We start from the raw sequence: 19,640 nt of genomic DNA, 5'->3' as shown, positions 1-19,640 counted from the left end.
GAGGTGCGCGACTTCGGTATTACGATCCTCTGCGCTGTTCGGAGCGTGCCTGCACCTCGGGAAACGTGGCGGCGGCCTGCTGGACATCGGCAGGGAAGTCGGACATCTCGAATACCTGACGAACCTCGATGACCTCGTTGTTCGACGCGGGGCACCGCGATGCCCATTCGATCGCCTCTTGCTTCGACTTCACTTGAATCATCCAGTATCCGCCGAGTGCCTCTTTCGTCTCGGTGAAGGGCCCGTCGGTGACGATCGGCTTCCCGCCCGAGAACGAGACGCGCGCACCCGCCGACGGGGGATGGAGCCCATCGAGCGCGAGCAGCACCCCGGCCTTCTGGAGAGATTCGTTGTACTTCATCATGACCGCCACAGCCTTGGCGTCGGGCGTGGCACCCGGCTCGGCCTTCTCGTACCCCTTCGGGATCATCAGCATCATGAACCGCATTCGTCATACCTCCTTGTGAGTTCCGGGTTCGGAGCGGCGCGTCCGACCCTCGATCGGCGCGAACCCCGCGATCCCGTACCGCAACCACGCGAGATCAGACGACCCGTGCGGCCGAGCTATCCGTGATCGTAAGCCTGCTTGAGGCGCTGTATGTCAAGTTTGTCCATTTGCGCATGGCCTTCATGACGCGTTTGGATTTCTCGGCGTCGTTGTCTTGCATCAGCTTGCCAAGGATCGAGGGAACGATTTGCCATGACAGCCCATATTTGTCTTTTAGCCAGCCGCGTTGATTCTTTTCCCCGCCTTCAGACAGCTTCTCCCACAATTCATCGACTTCTTCCTGCGTCTCACAGTTCACCAGGAACGAGATAGCCGGCGAAAAGGTGAACTGGGGGCCGCCGTTGAGGGCAAAGAATCTTTGCCCATCGAGTTGGAAGACCGCGATCATGACGGTTCCCTTCGGCCCCGGCCCCGCCTCGCCATATCGAGTGACGCTCAGCACCTTTGAATTCTGAAAGATCGAAACGTAGAAAGTCGCCGCCTCCTCCGCGTTGCCGTCGAACCACAAGACCGGCGTGATCTTTTGCGTGGAGTTGTGCGTCAGCCTACTCACAGTTCACCATCCACGGGATGTCGAATTGGTCGACAAGCATGCCGAAACGGGCGGCCCAAAATGTCTTTTGGATCGGCATCCGCACCGTCCCGTTCTCCGCCGAACGCGTGAAATACGCGTTCGGCATCTGCCGGGTCGTTGATCTGCAGGGAGACGGAGAAGCCTTTGGGTACCTCATAGCGATCAGGCGGAGCGTCAGACCCCATCAACACCCCGTCGCCCACAACGAGGCGGCCGTGCAGGATCGTCTTGCGCCACTCAGCCGGCACATGTTCCGCCGCCGGCGTACCTTCATGGGTCATCATCGCGACGATCTTGCCGCCCAGACATCGTTCATAGAACTTGAATGCCGCCTCGCATTGGCCGCTGAACAACAGGTAAGGATTCAGTTGCACGGTGCGCCTCCTTTGCCACGTCGTGACTGAGAAGTCCGGTTCGCGCGAGAGCGTTCGACCCCCTCGCGTCGCCTCCGTGTCGGTCTCGGTCGTCGCCCGCCGTTCGCCGTGCGCGGGAGATCGGTGTTCCCCGTCTCGCTATCTAGTCGAACGGAGTGGCCCGACATCGACATGGCCGGCGAACAAGAAGTCGGGACCGGCGTCCAGGGGTGCGGAAGCGACGGCGCCGGCGCGAACGGGAGCCCCACCCTGTCGTCCCGCCGGCACGTGACGCCACCCCCGTTGACCTTCGGTCAGGCCGGACGCGTTTCGCCGAGTGGCGTTGCCGCGCGCTGATCGCGTGTGGGGCCGCCTGGGCCTTTGGCCGGACCGGGCGGCGAAGACGCCTGAATGTTCGTTACAGATACGCCCCTTGTCGATTCTGGGCCTCCGCCGTCGACTACCTCTTGGGTGGGTCGGGCCCGTCACCATTGAGGAGGAACCAATGAGGTACCTATGCCTGATCTATACTGAGGAGACGAAACTCGGCGCAATGTCCAAGAGCGAGTGGGACACGTTGGAAAGCGAAGTCCTCGCCTACGAGGGGGAGCTCAGGAAGAGAGGCTACTTTGTTCTCGCGGAGGCCCTCCAATCCGCTCGGGCGGCCACGATCGTGCGGGTCCGCAGCGGCACGCTATCCACGACCGACGGTCCCTTCGCCGAGACCAAGGAGCAGTTAGGCGGATTCTACCTGATCAACGCGAAGGACCTGAACGAGGCCATCCAGGTGGCCGCGAAGAACCCAGGAGCGCGTCTCGGGAGCATCGAAGTGCGGCCGATCCGGGAGCCCGAGCACCAGTAAGAGAGGCCCGACGCTGATGAGCGACAACACCGGGCAACAGGTGCGCGACGCGGTGGACGCCGCCTACCGTTCCGAGTCGCGCCGCGTCCTGGCCACCCTGATTCGCCTGCTCGGCGACTTCGACCTCGCGGAGGAGGCGCTGCACGACGCCTTCGCCGCGGCGATTGAGCAATGGCCGCGGGATGGCGTGCCTGGCAACCCTCGGGCCTGGCTCGTGTCGACCGGTCGCTTCAAGGCCATCGACACCATGCGCCGGCGCGCCCGGTTCGACGCGTCCCTGGCAGAACTCGCCGAGCAACTCGATGCCAACACCAGTGATGCCGCGGAAGGGAACACCGAGGGCATCGAGGACGACCGGCTGCGGCTGGTCTTCACCTGCTGCCACCCCGCCTTGCCGCCCGACGCTCAGGTGGCGCTGACCTTACGCGAGGTATGCGGCCTCACAACCGAGGAGATCGCGCGTGCCTTCCTCACCGCGGCGCCCACGGTGGCTCAGCGGATCGTGCGCGCGAAGCGGAAGATCCGCGACGCGCGCATTCCGTATCGCGTGCCGTCGCGGGCCGATCTTGCGGACCGGCTGGATACGGTGCTCCGCGTGGTCTACCTGGTGTTCAACGAAGGGTATGCCGCGTCATCGGGCACCTCCCTGACACGGGCCGATCTGTCCGGCGAGGCGATCCGCCTGGGGCGGCTGCTCATCGAGTTGCTGTCAGAGCCCGAGGCGCTGGGACTCCTGGCGCTGATGTTGCTGCAAGAATCGCGGCGCGCGGCGCGCACGTCCCCGGCCGGCGAGTTGGTCCTGCTGGACGACCAGGACCGCTCGCTGTGGAACCGCGACCAGATCGCGGAGGGATCGGCACTGGTGGAACGAGCGCTGTCGTCGCGTCGGATCGGCCCCTACACGCTCCAAGCGGCGATCGCCGCAGTGCACGCCTCGGCGCCCACCGCCGGCGCAACGGACTGGGCCCAGATCGTCGGACTGTACGACGTCCTGATGCGGTCGGAACCGTCGCCTGTCGTCGAACTCAATCGCGCTGTGGCGGTGGCGATGCGCGACGGCCCGGCGGCGGGGCTGGCGCTCATTGACGCCATCCTCGCGCGTGGGGACCTGGAAGACTACCATCTGGCGCACTCGGCGCGGGCGGACCTGTGCCGGCGACTGGGGAGAACCGCGGAAGCCCGTGTCTCCTACACGCGGGCCCTCGGCCTCGCGCGGCAGGAGCAGGAGCGACGGTTTCTCGAGCGACGGTTGGGCGCGCTACCAGCCTGAAGCGGCCAGCGCTGCCGTCACCGCGGGCCTGCATCGGGTGTTGAGCGCATCGCGTCAGCGTCCGGAAGGCATGACTGACGCCGCACGCCCGACGAGGCGCAACTCTTGAAGCCGGATTCGCATCGCGCCCGGCGTCACCCCAAATTCCTGGGCCAGGGCGCGAACAAGGTCGTCGGTGGATGCCTCTCTCGATGGCCCGAACCGCCGGTTCACGGCCGCGCACCAGCGGGCGCGCACCTCGACCAGCGGCATCAGCAGCTCGGCGGCAAAGGCCCGAGCTTCTCGTTCATCAATGAGACGACGTGCTTCAAAGAGCCCGGGCTCGGGCACTCCGGGCTGGGTACTTGCGACGAGCTGATGCTCGAGGAGGATGTGGCCGAGCTCCTCCGCCAGCACCCACCGCCTCTCGTTCTCCGAAGCGAAGCGCCAGTGCCGATTCAGAATGATGGCGCGCCGGCCCGCGATGTCGCCGATCGTGCCTCGGACGCCGTCGGGTAGCACTCGGTCGACGACCGCGATGCCAGTGCGCTCGATCAACGCGGCGATGTTCACGGGCGGGCGCCGCCCGGTGAGCGCCAGCAACACGCCGGCACGATTGCGGGCAAGCACATACCGAGGCCTTCCTGGTGCCGTAGACGTGTGCACGCAAACCCTCCCCGCCACGACGATGTCCCTGACGGCCAAGAACGTTGGCATCCAGTCAGCGTCGATTGGGGGAGCATGCGACTCCGCCCGAGCTTCGGTGTGTGGTCGAATGACGTCCTCTGTCGCATTCCTGATCGCCACGGCGCGTCCCTGCTGGGCGCGCGAGGCCGATGATGCCGAGGAACTCCCTCCGATGCGCGTGAGCGTAAACCTTCTTGACGCAGCCCCGCACGCAAGACCCCGTCAAGGCAAGGCCGAGTGCGAAAGAGGGCGACCGCCGGGCCGCCCATGTCAGAGCTCTTTGCTCGTCACGAGCACCCTTCGGAGCGTCTCCATCTGTTCGAGCGCCTTGCCGGTCCCGACGACCACGTCGCTCAGCGGATCGCGCGTCGGCCGGACGGGGATCTCCAGATGGTCGGCGAGCAACGTGGCAAGGCCGCGGAGGAGCGAACCGCCGCCGGTGAGCAACACCCCGCGTTCCATGATGTCGGCGGCAAGCTCGGGCGGGGTTCGCTCCAGCGTCGTACGAACGGTCTCGAGGATCGTTTGCACCGGCTGCGCGATCGCGTCGCGGATCTCCCCGCTCGTGAGTACAAGCGTCCGCGGTAACCCCGACACGAGATCGCGCCCCCGCGCCTTAATCGTCTGCTCCTCGTGCTCGGGGTAGGCGGACCCAATCGCGATCTTGATCTCCTCTGCCGTGCGCTCGCCAATCAGGAGATTGTACGCCCGTCGGACGTACTGAATGATTGCCTCGTCCATCTCATCACCCGCCACGCGGATGCTGCGGGCGGTGACGATCCCGCCAAGGGCGATGGTCGCGACCTCGGTCGTTCCGCCGCCAATGTCCACGATCATGCTCCCAACCGGGTCTGAGATCGGCGCGCCCGCTCCGATCGCCGCCGCGAGCGGTTGCTCGATCAGGTACGCTTCCCGCGCGCCGGCGTGTAGGGTCGCGTCGAGCACGGCACGCTTCTCGACCTCCGTCACCCCGTGAGGGACGCCGACGATCACTCGAGGCCGTCGGGATGACCGCCCCGTGAGCCCACGCCGGATGAAGTACGAGAGCATGGAGGCGGTGATCTCGAAATCGGCGATGACGCCGTGCCTGAGCGGCCGCGTCGCGACGATCTCAGCCGGCGTGCGGCCGATCATCCGCTTCGCCTCGTCCCCGACGGCCAGCACGCCCCGGCGGTCCGTACGGTGCGCGATCACGGACGGCTCGCGCACGACGATACCTTCTCCACGCAGGTAGACGAGGGTGTTGGCGGTGCCGAGATCGATGCCCAATTCCCGGGTCAGACGCGCGAGAACCCCCCGGACGGTGGCCATCACGCGCGTAGGTGCATGGAGTCGGGGTTTCCCTTGCGTAGACACTGGTCGTTCCTCCCAGACACCCCCGGTACCCCATATTCGACCCGCTGACGCGCCATCCCCCATGCCCGGCGAGCGAGGGCCGCGGCGCGCGGGGGGCTGCCCATGCGTGGCGTTCCCGCGAGGCTTAGGGGGTCTCAGGAGAACACGAATGTCTCGTCAGTCCCTTTCGCCTACACCGGAGGCCATCCGCATTGGTGTCGCTGCATGAAACGCCGGCACGGCATCGCATGGCCAGAAGCCCCAACCTGGAATGTGTCGATCTCCGGCGACTGCGTTCGACTATGCACTAAGACGTGAAGAGGAGAAGCGACATGGCGAACAAGAGTGCGCAGGTCGAGATAGAAAATGTGAACCATCCCGGGCGCGTCACGCGCGGCGACGCGGCCGCGCACGAAGCGATGAAACGGGCCATCCTGAAGATTCTGCCGAAGGCAAGGCCAGGGCTAACGGTCGCTGAGATTCAAGAACGAGTGATGGCCCATCTACCCGAGGCGCTCTTTCCGGAAGGCGCGAAGGCCGGCTGGTGGATGAAGACCGTGCAACTGGATCTGGAGGCGAAAGCGATCATTGCGAGAGAGAAAACCAAACCGCTCCGCTTGCACAAGGTGTGATGCCGGGATCGGGCCGCCTCGGCGGCTCGCGCGAGACGCACCTCGCGCGCGGCGCGACCAAATCACGTTCCCTCGACTCCTCGTCGCGCCGCGTTGAGCGCGGCGCGCAAACTTGTGAGCGCATTCGATTCCATCCCATAGAGGGCGGGGGCCGACCTCGGTCGCCTGAGCGCGTTGCTATGGGCGCCAATAGCCCACGTCCGCAAGCGCGCGCTGCGCCGGTTTCGTTACGCTCGTTGGCCATACGCTCGGGGTCGCATTCGCTTGTTCGCGGTCGTGCCGCGAATTGCTCATTTGAACGCCGCCTTGGCTTTCTTGCGCTCCGCGACTTCCTTCGCGCGGAACTTCGCGATGCGTCCGATCAACTTCACGGGCACAGGCTGGGAGAACAAGAAGCGGATTGTGCCCTTGTTGACCTCGTACGATGCAAGCTCGTCCTTGAACACCGCGACGACCCTCGCGCTCGCGGGGTAGAGTGAGTAGTGCCGCTTCCACGCAGCGAAATAGAGCACCGGGTCACTGTGCAGTTTGTACGCGGGGATTTTGTACAAGATCACTTCCTCGGCTCCCGGCACGGCCGTACGGATTGTGCTCCGCACGCGCCTGAGTATGGCCCGCACGGCCTCGGGTTGCGCCGCAATGTACTTGTTCACGGACTTGAACTCGGTCGTGGCAACGTGCTCTCGCTTGGTGCGCATCGTTTCACTCCTTTCGCTCGACTTCACTACCTAGTCGAACGAACCGGCCTGAAATCGACCTTGTTGCCAAACCACTGAGATATCCCGTTTGTCGCCTGCCCCCTCCTCGGTGGAATCGGTTCACACACCAGCCGTACGGGGCAATCCAGGGGCTCTGACGGGCTTCTAGCGGAGGGTCAGTATACCCGAGCCTATGATTTCAGGCAACGTAACAGGACCTCGACGGCCTCCCGAGTTCCTTCCCAATACAACCCACGCCCGGCTCCTTCAACCTGCCACCATTCATAGGCATCGGGTTCTTCATTCAGGTACGGCTTCCACTCCCACGGCACTTCGATCGCGAAGGATTCCACGAACACCGACTCCACAGGGTATTCGTACCTGTGCTCAAGGGCGACAAGCCCGCCATGTGCATCAAGTCCCGTCTCTTCCCGCACTTCTCGAATCGCCGCTTGCACCGCCGTTTCGCCGTGCTCAACGACACCCGCCACAGTATGCCAATATCCTCCGTGACGAGGCGCGCGACGAAACGCCAACACGTCGTACCCGTCGGCACCGCATCGGTAAAAGAGTACCTGTACTTCTTGGCGCATGATGCAGGTCATTCTCACGTCGGCACGCATACTCCGCTCATCCACGTAACCGCATCATCGGCACAACGTGAACGTAGTCCACTGCGATCTTCTCACAAGACAGACGTAGCATCGCGCACCCGCCGCTACCTCTCGTGCAAATGGGGCGAAGAACTGGAAGATCAAGTCGCCGCAGCGCTCCAAATCCGCGCGCCTAGGCAGGCGAGGTCTCCGCAGTGAAGATCGAGACGGCGCGCCGAGCCCGAAATGGCAGCGGCAAGTCCGCTGGCATCTTATACGCGATGTGACGCAGTCTCAGTGATGCGCCAGTGTAGGCCATCACCGACTCGCGGTCCGGGAAGATGAGCCAATCGTTGATGTCGCGCCGTTCGACACGCGAGAAATACTGCCTTAGCGCTCTCTCCCCATTCTCGCGACTGAATGGCGGTTCGCCGGGTTCCACGTCGAGGAGACGGAATAGTTCGTGGAGATGTTCTACTCCGTTCGTGACGGCCACCAACGAACCGCCTGGCCGCAGCGCGCGTGCGATCTCAACAAGGGCGCGATTCAGATCGGGCACATGGAAGAGCATCCACAACGCGGTCACACAGTCGAACGCGCCGTTGTGGAACGGTAGATACTGCACGTCGCCTACCACCGCATCGACGTCCCGCTGCCGTGTAAGTTCGACCATCCGTTCGGAGAGGTCGAGCCCGACCACGTTGCTGGAAGTCTCGTGCGCGAGCCAGCCCGCGAACTCGCCGGTACCGCAACCTACGTCGAGGACTCGCTGTGGCGCGACGGCGGTCACGGCGTGAAAAGCAACCCGACGCGGGTCCAATGCGCCCGGCTCGACATAGCGGTAGATCGCCGCGCGCGCGGCGAGCCCCGTCTCCACGCGATACTCCTCGCGAACATATCCCGGATCGTTTAGTCTACACACGGCACGGGCAACCTTGACCTGGTGCGGCAGATGTTGCGGCACGCCGCTATGTCATCTGTCGAACCCGGTCGGCTCTGTGGCTCGATGGTGCACTCTACCCGTCGCTTCCGCTTCGCCATCGGAGGAACTCCCCCAGCTACCAGATACTCGCTGTCGCCGGCACCCGGGACCCATCCCTCGCCCCGTCCAACGCCTGCCGGTGCGGTGCTAGCGGCGTCGGCCAACACGAAGGAACAACGCGAGGTCGCGAGCGCACGGCAAGCAGTAGAGGGCCTCCGGTATTGCCTGCAGCCGCTCTGCCTCGATCGGGCGCCTGCACCGCTCGCAGATGCCAAAGGTACCGGCGTCTAAGCGCGCCAGCGCCGCCTCGATATCTGCCAACTCACCTCGGACCTGACTGGCCACTGCCAGGCTGGTGTCACGCTCGTACGACAGCGCCCCATTCTCTTCGCGTTCTGGCTCGTTGCGAGCTGTCTGTCCCCAATCGCTCGACGCCTCGACGGCGAATCGGAGATCCGTTTGCAAGCGCGCTCGCGCTTGTCGCAGGCGTCGGCGAAGCGACTCCTGCCGCTGCGTCACGTTCGTGGCCACTTCACCCACCCCCCAAAACATCAGTGGACCGCAGCCCCAACCACGATACGAATGCGCGATACACCGCCAAGATAACTGTGAGCGCCATGCCAGGCTATCAGGCGGGCGCCTGATCCTCCCCGGGGCCATTGACTGCCCTGCGCCTGCAACCGGCTGAGCAGCTCCCAGCGAGGGACGCGCCTGGCACCGCGTCACCGCACGACCAAGACGGGCACGGGCGCCGCGTGCAAGACGCGCTCGCTGACGCTCCCGAGGATGAGCCCGCCGATCTGGCCGAGCCCGCGGCTACCGATGATGATCAGATCGGCCTTGGTCTCTTGCGCGACTTTGATAATCTCAGCCGCCGGGTCGCCCGTGCGGTACACGGCGGCGACCGGTGCGTTGCCGCTTTCGAACTGCCGCTTCGTCTGCTCCAGGATGGCCTGGCCGGCCTGCTCGAGCGCCTGCTCCAGCTCCCCGAAGTTCACCATCGCACCGGTCCCAGGGCCGCCCAGCGCGACCGTCGGGATGTGCCCTACGTTGACGATCGTGATCTCAGCCTTCCGGATCTCCCGCGCGAGGCGGACAGCGTATGCGGCGGCAAGAATCGCGTGCGGCGAGCCGTCCGTTGCGACGACAAGTTTCATAGGTCTCCTCCTCCTTGTATCCCGCTGCGGGCGCATCAGACGGCGGCGCCGGCGGCGGTCCACGGAACTCGGATCGGCTACCCCTTTTCCCCATCCGAACGTCGATCACCCTTTACGCCTCTGACCTTGGTACCTGTCAGACCACTACACTGGACAACCACCCTGATGAGGAGCAACATCTAGGGTGATGCCGACCGTCGGGAAGATATCCGCGGACTGGTCGCCCAGCGGGGGGAGCCCTGACCTTGCCGCGGTGGCCCGCCTCCCGGCCGAGGACGTTCTCGCAGGCCTGAGTACGGCGCGAATCGGTCTGACATCGAGCGAGGCCGTGCGCCGGCTGGCGCTGGTTGGCCCGAACGCTCTGCGCGGCCACGTCGTCGGGCCTCTCGGCGTGCTGGGCAGCCAGCTGAAGAACCCCTTCTTGCTGCTGCTCGCTGCGACCGCCGTAACCTCACTGGTTCTCAAGGACCAGACTGATGCGCTCATCATCCTGGGGATCGTCGTTCTGAGCGTGGGGCTCGGGTTTGTCAGCGAGTACCGATCCGTTCGGGCGATCGCAGATCTCCACGCACGGGTGCTCCACACGGCGCGAACCTGGCGTGACGGCCGCCTGACCGCCCTCGATGTGAGGATGCTGGTCCCGGGTGACGTCGTCGTGCTCGACGTCGGTGACATCGTTCCTGCGGACCTGCGATTGCTCGACACGCAGGTCTTGGAGTGCGATGAGGCGGTGCTGACGGGTGAGTCGGGGCCGGTCGAAAAGACGGCGACAGCCGCCGCGGTTGGTGCATCGTTCAGTCCGTCATCGTGCGCGCTGATGGGAACGGTGATCCGTGCCGGGACCGGCCGCGGCGTCGTGGTGCGGACCGGACCCGCGACCCAGCTCGGCCAGATTGCGACGCGCCTCGGCGAGCAGGTGCCGGAGACTGCGTTTCAACACGGCTTGCGTACCTTCTCGGGATTGTTGGTTTGGATCACCACGGTCGTGACAAGCGTCGTTTTCGTCGTCAACGCGCTCGTGCATCATTCGGTGGTCGAGTCAATCCTGTTTGCGTTGGCCATCGCGGTCAGTCTGACGCCCCAACTGCTGCCGGCGATCGTCACCGTGAGCCTGGCGACCGGGGCGCGCCGCATGGCTGCGCGCTCGGTCCTCGTCAAGCGCCTCGTGAGCATCGAGGATCTCGGCAATATGGTGGTACTGTTCACCGACAAGACGGGGACCCTGACCGAGGGCCACACGACATTCGCGGCGGCCCTCGACCCCAGCGGCGCTCCGTCCCCCGAAGTGCTGCGGCTGGGGTTGCTCTGCTCCACCGCGTCCGCGGCCGGGGATGGCGTCGTGGCGGGTGGCGCGACCAGCGTGCTCGACGCGGCGCTCTGGGCGTCACCGGCGGCCCGGGATCTGGACTTCGGCCGGTGGCGGCGCATCGCCGACGCACCGTTCGACTACGAGCGCCGCCTTATGTCCGTGTTGGTGGACGACGGGACCCGTCGCCGGCTCATTACGAAGGGCGCGCCGGAGTCGGTGCTCACGCGGTGTGCCGAGCGGCCGCCCGCGCTCGAGGCGCTGCTCACGGCGCAGTTCGCCGCCGGTGCGCGCGTCGTCGCGGTCGCGACCCGCGAGGCTCCTGAGCTCCAAGCGATCACCCCGGCCGACGAACGCGATCTGACCCCGGCAGGCCTCCTCGTGTTCGCCGACCCGCCGAAAACGGATGCCGCCGCGTCGATCGACCGCCTCCAACGGCTCGGCATCACGGTCAAGATCGTCACGGGCGACAACGAGCTCGTCGCCAAAAAGATCTGCGACGACCTGGGGATCGCGATTGGCGGAACCCTGACCGGGACGGCGCTGGCGCAGATGAGCGATCTGCAACTCACCGCCGCGCTGGCGACGACATCCATCTTTGCACGTGTCTCCCCCGAGCAGAAGGCGAAGCTCATCCGCCTACAGCGCAAGACCGGTGTCGACGTGGGATTCCTCGGCGACGGCGTCAACGACGCGGTCGCCCTCCATGACGCGGACGTCGGGATCTCCGTGGAATCCGCGACGGACGTGGCCAAGGATGCCGCGGACATCGTCCTGGTGACGAAGGATCTCGGGCTGCTCGCCGACGGCGTCGCCGAGGGCCGGCGCATCTTCGCCAACACGATCAAGTACCTCGTGATGGGGACGTCCTCGAACTTCGGCAACATGCTCAGCACGGCCGGCGGCTCGCTGTTCCTGCCGTTTCTGCCGCTGCTGCCGTCGCAGGTGTTGCTAGGTAACTTGCTCTACGACGGAAGTGAGATGACGATCCCGACCGATAACGTCGATGAGGAACAGCTGCGCCGACCCGCCCATTGGGACATGCGGCTGATCCGGCGCTTCATGTCGGTGTTCGGTCCCATCAACTCCCTCTTCGACTACTTGATCTTCGCCGTCATGCTGCTCGTGTTTCACGCCGGCCCGACGCTGTTCCGATCCGGGTACTTCGTCGAAACCTTCGTCACGCAGACGCTGATCATCTTCGCGCTCCGCACGCGCCGGGTGCCGTTCCTTCGCAGCCGGCCCAGCTGGCAACTGGCGGTCACGACGATCGGGGTCGCGATCGTCGGCGCCGGCCTGCCGTTCCTGCCGATTGGCGTGCCACTAGGGTTTGCTCCGTTGCCCCCGGCGTTTTTCGGCGTGCTCGCCGGGTTGATGATCGTCTACATCGTGCTCGTCGACGCTGCGAAGACATGGTTCTTTCGTACAATCGAGCCACGCCCCACGACCGGACCGGTCGCTCCCCCTCGCGAGCACCGGCGGGTGCGGCGCGTGCTGGCACGTTGGCGCCATCCCTATCGGGCCGTAGGGATAATCCCCCTTCGCTGAACGCCGCGAGGGTATCGGCGCCCAAGCCGACGGGATGACTCCGACGCGGACAGTTGCTTCCGGTCCTCTGGGAGTAAGATAGACCGATTGTCCCCTACCGGTCGGGCGACACGCTTCCCGGGGAAGTAGGAAGTGGGTCCGTTTACGACCACGGACGAAGAGACAGAAGACGCTGACTACCTCTCGGGGCGCTGAGTGATCGTTGAGCGATCAGCACTGTTCATCATCCCAGCCATTGCGGCCTCAAGGGCCCTGCGCGAAGGAGCCCGGATTACTTAGCCGCGGCCGGCATGAGGGCCGCCCGGAGTGTGAGCGCCGGGCAGGGTGCCGGGCGGCACCGTTGCAAGGCCTCTTTATGACGCTTGCATAGGAGCTTGCTTTGGTACTCACTTATCGCGACGCGGCTACACTTCACAAACACAAACCTCGTCTTGCTACTATGCCTTGGGTCAATGATGCTACAGTCGCAGGGGCCTAGATACCGGAGTCGTCGGTATCCGCGCACGGCAAGGCCAGCAACATTCACTCTGGCGTCTTAGAGTTCATGCTTCAGGACCGACGCGACTCCCGGGTTCGCTGTTTCAGCCGCCGCACTAGCAGTTGGTGGAGCCTCTCTTGTCACATCTTCAGAAGGTCAAGCATCCAGTACATCACCATTGCACACCACAACAGTGCTTTGAAGAATCCAATTACCCCGACCGAGATCGCGTTGCACGTTGCAGATAGTAAACGCGGGCACCGATGAACGCGATACTGCCGAAGCCGCCCGCCATCTTCCCGGCTTCGGTTTTAGGCTTGTGAGATGGCGGCGTCCCGATGCAAACCCCGGGTCTTCCATTACCGGACAATGCGCACGGAATACGATTCTCCGTCGGCTAGTTCCCGATCATCCTCCGTAGGATCGTTGCGCGGGATGCCATCGACGACAAAAACGTACCGGTATCGCCCCTGCGCGAGGGCCACGGAGATACTCCATGCACCGTCGGGGTCGCGTCGCAACCGATGCACCGACGAGTCCCAGCGGTTGAACGATCCAACGAGCACAACCGACCTAACATTGTCGGCGTGCCGCCGGTCCAGCGTGAATGTCACTTCCCGAAGCACTTGATGCGGCACCAACGTAGCCATGGCCATCACCTACCAACCACGCCCGTCATCTGGGTCGGTCCGGCGAAGTCGTTTCCCATGCCAAACCAGCCCGTTTCTGCGCTACACTCACCGGGTACGCGTCGCGATGGCCCGGCCTTGCCTAGCAGAGCAGCTCCGCTTCGTCTCCCGAAGGTGATACTGAAGCTGCCGGAAATTTATCTTAAAATTAATGATAACCTGCGAGACTCTTCCTCCGCCATCGGGCGAATAACCTATCCTGCTCGCGGCGTGAGTTCACCCGGAGGGGCAGGTGATCTTGGCCCCGATTCACCGTGTCGCCTCTTCCCTGGTCCTGTCACTCCCGTGTTGTCAGCAAGTCTCCACAAGACCGGGGGTACGGCCCTGTTACGAAGGGGCGCACGCAGGCGTGCAAAACGCACCTTTCATGCGGGGTAGTCCCTAGTCTGTGTCACGATCCCCCCCTTGCCGCGGACTCGCCTCGTTCGCAAAGGAGGGTAGGCTCCGAACCGCTACAAGGTCTAGTCTCGGCCCCCGATGGAGATGTCGGCCTCCGGTCCACGAGGGGATGAACGCGTCGGGCCAGCCGGGTGCGACAATGCCTGCAACGCCGCATCTACTGACTGGAAGATGCGAAACACGTTTTGCAGGGACAAGACTGAGAAAATTCGCGACAAGCTCCGCGACGTAACGACCACGGCCATCGTCGTGTGACGCCGCGCCGCCTGTTCGTGTACCCGCACTAGCATGTTGAGGCCGGTGCTGTCCATGTAGGAGGTCTCCGCAAGGTCCACGACGACGGTCCGGCTATCGCTGAGAGCGCGGCCCAGCATCTCTTCGACGAGGTGAACGTTATTCAGGTCGATCTCTCCGGATGCTCGGACGATGCTCGCCCCGTTGCGTCGAGTGTATCGGCATTGAAGGAACGCGTCGGACTTGCCGTCGAGACGATCATCGGCCCGGACCGCCATCGTATCCTCCTGGGGCCACAGGGCCGAATCCATCAGCGGGGCGGGTTCCATGCCGGTGCCGCCGCATTGTGGACAAAGCATCACTCCCGCCGGGCCGGTGCCGCCGCGTACCGCGCCAACGCCCTTGCAGCGCGTACAGGCCTCATGCTCCTCGACGATCCGTCCCTTACGATAGAGTGCGTAGCCCACGGTTCACCTCCCCGAGTGAAGGTGGCAACGCAACGCGCCGGTCAGGCCGGATGATTTCCACCTCTTCCCACGTCTCGCTATTGCCAATGTGGAGGCGCACGTACCGCTGTCCCGTGTCCGGGTCAATCCATCTGGCGTTCCTCCCAAACCGGTCCCAGTTCTCAAGGAGCATTCGGACCATCGCGCACCTTCTTCCGATCTCGAAGCGTCTACGGTTTGAGTCCGACGTAGATCACGCGGCCCTGCTGCCGCAGGTCCAACTTTCCTTCTCGCGCGAGCCAACCTAGAGCCATATAGACAAGAGATTCGGGCATCGCTACCTCACGCCGCACGTTCGTCAGACGAACGTGCCCGCCGTGCTGGTGCAGAACGTGCCAAATCTTGCCCGCCGCCGCGCCGATGGCATGCACGGTCATTGTCTCTGGCGATGCAGCGGGCGCACCCTTGGTCGGCCCCATAGTATTCAGCGCCTCCCGTCCACCACTTGCAACGCAACTTCGACACTCGAAAAGACGGGGAGCACCTCATCGAGTTCTAGGGTGTCCAGAACGCGACGCACGATGCGTGACGGATTCGCGATGACCAAACGGAGGCTCGCCGTGACGGCGCGTTGTTGGCACCGAAGCAAGAGGCTGATGCCCTTACTGTCGACGTAGGTTAAGTCGTGGAAGTGTAGGATAACGGGCTTGCCCAAGTCAAAGGCAACGGCCAACGCGTCACCCAGGACATCGTGTGCGCCCAGGTCGGCCTCACCGGAGACATGCACGACTGTTGCGCCGTGGCGTTCTTCGAGGCGGCAATCGAGGATATTGCGCGCATCTGTATTGTTGTCGCCCGTGGCCTCTTGCCCCGGACTCATCGGCCTCCCCCCCTAGAGTTCTCCCCCCTAGCGAGGTGACCCGCTTCGGCGTGCAGCCGAAAGCAAGTAAAGCAAATAAAGCAAATAAAGCAAATAAAGCAAATAAAGAATACCTTCGTGACCCGATTTTTGTCAAGGGGGCTCTATGTTATAGATTTGGGGATATGTACGGAACAGAGGCGTCGGGGTGGTGATACTTCTTGGCCCGGGGTAGGAAGCGTACGGCGAACACCAAGGAAGTAGTCACGGCATCCGGGCGACTCATACCATCAGATGAGCGCCGTGGGCAGAAAGTCAGAGTGACCTTTCATCTTTCGGCAGAACTGATCAACGAAGTGCGAGACGTGGTCGTTGCGCTGTCGGGACCGCCAGATAGACTGATGCTATCAGACTTTGCAGAGAGTGCGTTGCGCAGGGAGGTGGCGCGGCTAAAGCGCATCCATCTCTCTGGCGGGGCGTTTGCGAAGCGAGCCCAAGGAGTCCGGCGCGGGCGCCCCATCAGATAACTGGTCATCGCATCTCTTCAGCGCGAACTAGTGCTTGCGCTTGTGTGTCATCGCCTCCCAGCGATGCCGCGTTTCATCGAGAAGGTCTTCTCTCACGTACAGGGACACTGAGGACGGCGCGGCGGATTCCGCAAACACCGCGTCGAGTTCCACGACGGTGCGAATCACGTGGTAGCCGGTGCCGCCGCGTAATCGGAGGAGCCATTCGACTTCGGCTGACTACGATACTGAGTCCGGCTGCTTTTTCCGCCTCTCTCATCACCCTCGCCTCATCGCTAGGGCTTACTGTATAAGGTTTGGAGCGCCCGGGGAGATTTGAACTCCCGACCCGCTGCTTAGAAGGCAGCCGCTCTATCCCCTGAGCTACGGGCGCGCAAAAAATCGCCGAAGTGAACGGTCCTGGGGCCAGCGTAGGTTCCTTACCTGGCGTCAACATACCCCGCAGGTTCCCATAGCAGAATGTACCACAGACCCTCCCCTTGTCCAAGGGCGACGACTCCCGAACCGCCGCGTCGGCAGTGCAACGCCGCCGACGCTTCGTCGAAGAGGCGATCACGTGGGAGGCAAGATGAGGCGCGGCGTGCTGGTGTTTGAACGACGAACCGTGGATGACGTCCCCTACGTGACGCGCAGCGCCCTCATCATTCCGCGAGCAACCTCGAGCTCATCCTCGTTCACGGTGTGCCCCATCCCTGGGTAGAGTCTGTCCGCCACGCTCCCTCCGAGTCGCCGAAGGACGGCGGCAGTGTGCAGGACCCGCGCTTTGGGAATGTGAGCATCGGCATCGCTGCACCCGAGAAACACCGGGGTGCCATCGAGCGAACCCGGATAGTCACGCGGTGTGCCGTCGGGGCCGATCAGTCCACCGCTCAACCCAACGACCCCGCCGTACCGTCGCGCGCGGCGCGCCGCGAACTCCAGCACAAGGCAGGCGCCCTGCGAGAAGCCCAAGAGGATCGTGCGCTCCGGCGTTAGACCGGATGCGGTGACGCGATCACACACGTTCCCCACCACCGCCAGCGCCGAGGTGAGCCACGGCTCGTTGCTCGCGATGGGGGCGAGGAAACTGTTGGGGTACCACGTCCCCCCGGCTGCCTGCGGCGCCATGTAGGCAAACCCGTCCTGGTTGAGGGCATCGGCGAGCGTGAGGATGCTCTCCGCCGTCGCGCCCCGCCCGTGCACCATCACCATGGCCGCCCGCGCGGCGCTGAGTGATTCACCGGCAGCGAACACCGGAGACCTGTGGTGAGGGTCCTGAGGCCGCCTCGGTGAATTCGACACTCGTCAACCGTCCCATCGAGGGGTCGTAAGCGGGGCCAGCGTCCGCTCGAGCTCCCGTCGATTCGCCTCCAGCCATGGTGGCAGCGTCAGCCGGTGCCCCAGATCGGCCGGCGCTTCGTCGACCTCGAACCCGGGACCGGCTGTCGCGAGCTCGACGATGTGCCCGTCTGGGTCGTTCGTGTAGATGCTCTTGAAGTAAATCCGATCCATTACGGGCGAGACACGCAACCCCGCCCCGATGAGTGTCTCGCGCCACGCGGCTTGGGTCGCGTCGTCGGCGACGGTGAGCGCAAAGTGGTGAGTCTGGCCGGCCCCCATCTGCGCCCGTCGTTCGAGGCGCGGGTCTCGCTCAAAATAGGTGACCACAGTGCCCGGCCGACCGTCTCCGACTCCCCAGTACCAGTGGGCCGAGCGAGGATCGTCGAAGTTCGCCGTCATCTTGACGCGCCGCATTCCGAGCTGTTCGCCAAAGAACGCGTGGGTGCGCTCGATGTTCGTGCCGATCGCGGTGATATGATGCATGCCTCGCCGAAGCGCCATGTCCGCCGTGATCTCGGGCACGGGCTCGGCCCAGGTTTCGGCCAGGATGCGCGCGGCGTCCCGGTTGCTTGCGATGAGCTCCGCCGGTGGGTCACGATGGTCGGTCCCGAGGCGATCTGCTGCCTCGTCCACGGTCCAGCCGGGCCCGAGGGTGGCGATCTCAATGATCGTTCCGTCCGGGTCGTTGAAATAGATCGATGTGAAATACCGACGGTCGAGTGGGCCCTTGACCGAGAGCCCGAGATCGGTCAACCGCCGCTTCCATCGCAACAAGCCGTCATAGTCCGCAACCGTGAGCGCGAAGTGATGCGTTCCTCCAATCCCCGGAGCCCCCCTGGAGGCTCCCTGCCATACAAAGAACGTCACGACAGAGCCCGGCCGCCCCCGTCCATCGCCGAAATACAGATGGTAGCTCCGCGGATCATCGAAATTCACCGTCTTCTTGATGAAGCGGAGCCCGAGCACCCGGGTGTAGAAATCCACGGTGCGCTGGGCGTCGGAACAAATGAGCGTGATGTGGTGCAGGCCCTCAATGCTCATCGTCGCATCCTCCCCGAGTGAGTGCCTCGACGCCGGTACGGGGTGGCCGAGCGTCGTCCTGCGTGTGCGGGGTCGCCCCGAGCGCGGCTCCCTCGGTGAACCCGGTGATTCGGTCTCGACCGGGGATCGCCCGCGGCACGGACGCTGCGGCCAACGCGCCAGCCCCAGCAACGCAGGCCCGAGAGGAAGCGTGCCTCGGACGCGTTGTGGCCATGATAGCGTGGAAGCGTTCGCAAAACAAGGCGCGGCGCTCGACCTCCGGACCGACGGCAGCCGCCGTCGTTTCCCGATCGTAGGACCCCTTGGTGTCGCGTCGAATGCCCCCCAGTGCCAGAGTGTGTCGCCGTTTGTATCTCGACCGTCTTCGACCATACGAGGTGCATCGCGTCGATGTCCGCGGACGACCAGCAGGGATCCGAGCGCGCCGCGACCGTGCCCGCCGAGCACCCGCCGGATGAGCTCGTCGAACCGCTGCCAGGCAATCTCGGCAAGGGGCTTGCGGGCACCCTTCAGGACGGCGAGCTCGTCGAGACGGCCGCCCGCACGTCCACGGGGGAGGCCCTGGTCGTAACCGACCGCCGCGTCCTCATCCTCAAAGCCGGGTTCGTCACCGGCGCCGGACTGTTCGGCGTGCGCGCGCGGTCGATCCCGTACTCGCGCATCGCGGCCGTGGACCTGCGGCTCGCGTTGCTCGGCGGGCACCTCAAGGTGGTCACCACCGGACTGCCGCGTCCCGCCGATGCGACATCGTTCAAGTTCAACAACGACGAGAACGGGGTCAGCTTCGGCCCACGGCGGAAGCCCTACATGCAGCGCGTCGCGGCGATCATCGTGGACAAGGTACGTGGTACCCAGGTCGCGCCGGGTCCCGAGCCGCCCGGCGACCTTGCGGCGCAGCTCGCCGAGCTCGCACGGGTCCGAGACGAGGGCGTGTTGACGGACGCGGAGTTTGAGCAGGTCAAGACGAGGCTCGTCCGAGGTCACTAGACTGTACTGATTGGATGTAGTGTTGACACTTGGAGGGGTACCTCCCGTGACAGCAAGAGGGTCACAGTCCAACCTCCGAATACTCCAACCGAGACCTGGCGGGTTTCGGAAGGAGGGAGACGGACGTGACCCTCGAGGACAGCGTTCGCCATCATCGGCTCATGCTCATGCAACGC

18 protein-coding genes, 1 tRNA gene and 2 pseudogenes are annotated in these 19,640 nt (G+C 64.4%); 5 read left to right on the top strand and 16 right to left on the bottom strand.

What is annotated here, in order from left to right; genetic code table 11:
• Positions 1-19 precede the first annotated feature (19 nt).
• The 3 genes and pseudogenes from VKZ50_20405 to VKZ50_20395 form a co-directional block, all read right to left on the bottom strand.
• On the bottom strand, positions 20-448 hold the full coding sequence (locus tag VKZ50_20405; GenBank protein HLJ62090.1) for a YciI family protein: 429 nt from the start codon (positions 446-448) through the stop codon (positions 20-22).
• 116 nt (positions 449-564) lie between these two features.
• Positions 565-1,052 (bottom strand): annotated as a pseudogene (locus VKZ50_20400) (VOC family protein).
• A gap of 1 nt (position 1,053) precedes the next feature.
• Positions 1,054-1,456: pseudogene (locus VKZ50_20395) on the bottom strand (VOC family protein).
• Between the two features lie 484 nt (positions 1,457-1,940).
• Here VKZ50_20395 and VKZ50_20390 point away from each other — a divergent pair.
• Together VKZ50_20390 and VKZ50_20385 are read left to right on the top strand one after the other, a co-directional pair.
• Positions 1,941-2,297 (top strand): YciI family protein, encoded by a 357-nt coding sequence (locus VKZ50_20390; protein ID HLJ62089.1) that lies wholly within the window; start codon positions 1,941-1,943, stop codon positions 2,295-2,297.
• Between the two features lie 16 nt (positions 2,298-2,313).
• The gene (locus VKZ50_20385; GenBank protein ID HLJ62088.1) at positions 2,314-3,567 is read left to right on the top strand and encodes an RNA polymerase sigma factor; all 1,254 of its coding nucleotides are present in this window, start codon (positions 2,314-2,316) and stop codon (positions 3,565-3,567) included.
• A gap of 54 nt (positions 3,568-3,621) precedes the next feature.
• Here the strand turns inward: VKZ50_20385 and VKZ50_20380 are convergent, their stop codons facing one another.
• Positions 3,622-4,119 carry an ImmA/IrrE family metallo-endopeptidase gene (locus VKZ50_20380; protein ID HLJ62087.1) on the bottom strand — a complete coding sequence of 166 codons (498 nt, stop codon included), beginning with the start codon at positions 4,117-4,119 and terminating at the stop codon, positions 3,622-3,624.
• Between the two features lie 384 nt (positions 4,120-4,503).
• Positions 4,504-5,544: a rod shape-determining protein gene (locus tag VKZ50_20375; GenBank protein ID HLJ62086.1), complete on the bottom strand. Its 1,041-nt coding sequence runs from the start codon at positions 5,542-5,544 to the stop codon at positions 4,504-4,506.
• A 356-nt stretch (positions 5,545-5,900) separates the two neighbouring features.
• Between VKZ50_20375 and VKZ50_20370 the strand changes: the two genes are divergently transcribed.
• The gene (locus VKZ50_20370; protein HLJ62085.1) at positions 5,901-6,200 is read left to right on the top strand and encodes a hypothetical protein; all 300 of its coding nucleotides are present in this window, start codon (positions 5,901-5,903) and stop codon (positions 6,198-6,200) included.
• A gap of 290 nt (positions 6,201-6,490) precedes the next feature.
• On the opposite strand, the gene VKZ50_20365 is transcribed toward VKZ50_20370, so the two are convergent.
• The 4 genes from VKZ50_20365 to VKZ50_20350 form a co-directional block, all read right to left on the bottom strand.
• Positions 6,491-6,898 carry a DUF1801 domain-containing protein gene (locus VKZ50_20365; protein HLJ62084.1) on the bottom strand — a complete coding sequence of 136 codons (408 nt, stop codon included), beginning with the start codon at positions 6,896-6,898 and terminating at the stop codon, positions 6,491-6,493.
• A 191-nt stretch (positions 6,899-7,089) separates the two neighbouring features.
• A complete protein-coding gene (locus VKZ50_20360) occupies positions 7,090-7,521 on the bottom strand; it encodes an NUDIX domain-containing protein (GenBank protein ID HLJ62083.1) in 432 nt (143 codons plus the stop codon).
• Positions 7,522-7,684: 163 nt separating this feature from the next.
• Positions 7,685-8,368, bottom strand: coding sequence for a class I SAM-dependent methyltransferase (locus tag VKZ50_20355; GenBank protein HLJ62082.1), 684 nt, complete (start codon positions 8,366-8,368; stop codon positions 7,685-7,687).
• An 827-nt stretch (positions 8,369-9,195) separates the two neighbouring features.
• Positions 9,196-9,630, bottom strand: coding sequence for a universal stress protein (locus VKZ50_20350; protein ID HLJ62081.1), 435 nt, complete (start codon positions 9,628-9,630; stop codon positions 9,196-9,198).
• 187 nt (positions 9,631-9,817) lie between these two features.
• Here VKZ50_20350 and mgtA point away from each other — a divergent pair, with 187 nt between their 5' ends.
• The gene (mgtA, locus tag VKZ50_20345; protein ID HLJ62080.1) at positions 9,818-12,484 is read left to right on the top strand and encodes a magnesium-translocating P-type ATPase; all 2,667 of its coding nucleotides are present in this window, start codon (positions 9,818-9,820) and stop codon (positions 12,482-12,484) included.
• 837 nt (positions 12,485-13,321) lie between these two features.
• Here the strand turns inward: mgtA and VKZ50_20340 are convergent.
• The 7 genes from VKZ50_20340 to VKZ50_20310 form a co-directional block, all read right to left on the bottom strand.
• Positions 13,322-13,612 (bottom strand): hypothetical protein, encoded by a 291-nt coding sequence (locus tag VKZ50_20340; protein ID HLJ62079.1) that lies wholly within the window; start codon positions 13,610-13,612, stop codon positions 13,322-13,324.
• Between the two features lie 500 nt (positions 13,613-14,112).
• Positions 14,113-14,751 carry an anti-sigma factor antagonist gene (locus VKZ50_20335; GenBank protein HLJ62078.1) on the bottom strand — a complete coding sequence of 213 codons (639 nt, stop codon included), beginning with the start codon at positions 14,749-14,751 and terminating at the stop codon, positions 14,113-14,115.
• Between the two features lie 209 nt (positions 14,752-14,960).
• Positions 14,961-15,209 (bottom strand): winged helix-turn-helix domain-containing protein, encoded by a 249-nt coding sequence (locus VKZ50_20330; protein ID HLJ62077.1) that lies wholly within the window; start codon positions 15,207-15,209, stop codon positions 14,961-14,963.
• 5 nt (positions 15,210-15,214) lie between these two features.
• On the bottom strand, positions 15,215-15,610 hold the full coding sequence (locus VKZ50_20325) for an STAS domain-containing protein (GenBank protein HLJ62076.1): 396 nt from the start codon (positions 15,608-15,610) through the stop codon (positions 15,215-15,217).
• A gap of 803 nt (positions 15,611-16,413) precedes the next feature.
• Positions 16,414-16,489: transfer RNA gene (locus tag VKZ50_20320), tRNA-Arg, on the bottom strand.
• A gap of 245 nt (positions 16,490-16,734) precedes the next feature.
• The gene (locus VKZ50_20315) at positions 16,735-17,349 is read right to left on the bottom strand and encodes a phospholipase (GenBank protein HLJ62075.1); all 615 of its coding nucleotides are present in this window, start codon (positions 17,347-17,349) and stop codon (positions 16,735-16,737) included.
• A gap of 51 nt (positions 17,350-17,400) precedes the next feature.
• Positions 17,401-18,477: a VOC family protein gene (locus tag VKZ50_20310; protein ID HLJ62074.1), complete on the bottom strand. Its 1,077-nt coding sequence runs from the start codon at positions 18,475-18,477 to the stop codon at positions 17,401-17,403.
• Positions 18,478-18,867: 390 nt separating this feature from the next.
• Here VKZ50_20310 and VKZ50_20305 point away from each other — a divergent pair, with 390 nt between their 5' ends.
• Positions 18,868-19,464 carry a hypothetical protein gene (locus VKZ50_20305; protein ID HLJ62073.1) on the top strand — a complete coding sequence of 199 codons (597 nt, stop codon included), beginning with the start codon at positions 18,868-18,870 and terminating at the stop codon, positions 19,462-19,464.
• Positions 19,465-19,640 lie beyond the last annotated feature (176 nt).

Source organism: bacterium, from assembly GCA_035295165.1.
GTDB lineage: Bacteria > Sysuimicrobiota > Sysuimicrobiia > Sysuimicrobiales > Segetimicrobiaceae > JAJPIA01.
The sequence above is the reverse complement of the archived record's forward strand: the minus strand, read 5'-3'. Positions and strand labels throughout refer to the sequence as shown.

Bases quoted from the DNA above. Each gene is read 5' to 3' on its own strand.
- VKZ50_20390 (HLJ62089.1), top strand. From the start codon at position 1,941: ATGAGGTACCTATGCCTGATCTATACTGAGGAGACGAAACTCGGCGCA.
- VKZ50_20340 (HLJ62079.1), bottom strand. From the start codon at position 13,612: ATGGCTACGTTGGTGCCGCATCAAGTGCTTCGGGAAGTGACATTCACG.
- mgtA (HLJ62080.1), top strand. From the start codon at position 9,818: ATGCCGACCGTCGGGAAGATATCCGCGGACTGGTCGCCCAGCGGGGGG.
- VKZ50_20310 (HLJ62074.1), bottom strand. From the start codon at position 18,477: ATGAGCATTGAGGGCCTGCACCACATCACGCTCATTTGTTCCGACGCC.
- VKZ50_20350 (HLJ62081.1), bottom strand. From the start codon at position 9,630: ATGAAACTTGTCGTCGCAACGGACGGCTCGCCGCACGCGATTCTTGCC.
- VKZ50_20375 (HLJ62086.1), bottom strand. From the start codon at position 5,544: ATGGCCACCGTCCGGGGGGTTCTCGCGCGTCTGACCCGGGAATTGGGC.
- VKZ50_20385 (HLJ62088.1), top strand. From the start codon at position 2,314: ATGAGCGACAACACCGGGCAACAGGTGCGCGACGCGGTGGACGCCGCC.
- VKZ50_20325 (HLJ62076.1), bottom strand. From the start codon at position 15,610: ATGAGTCCGGGGCAAGAGGCCACGGGCGACAACAATACAGATGCGCGC.
- VKZ50_20365 (HLJ62084.1), bottom strand. From the start codon at position 6,898: ATGCGCACCAAGCGAGAGCACGTTGCCACGACCGAGTTCAAGTCCGTG.
- VKZ50_20360 (HLJ62083.1), bottom strand. From the start codon at position 7,521: ATGCGTGCCGACGTGAGAATGACCTGCATCATGCGCCAAGAAGTACAG.
- VKZ50_20405 (HLJ62090.1), bottom strand. From the start codon at position 448: ATGCGGTTCATGATGCTGATGATCCCGAAGGGGTACGAGAAGGCCGAG.
- VKZ50_20370 (HLJ62085.1), top strand. From the start codon at position 5,901: ATGGCGAACAAGAGTGCGCAGGTCGAGATAGAAAATGTGAACCATCCC.
- VKZ50_20330 (HLJ62077.1), bottom strand. From the start codon at position 15,209: ATGGGGCCGACCAAGGGTGCGCCCGCTGCATCGCCAGAGACAATGACC.
- VKZ50_20305 (HLJ62073.1), top strand. From the start codon at position 18,868: ATGTCCGCGGACGACCAGCAGGGATCCGAGCGCGCCGCGACCGTGCCC.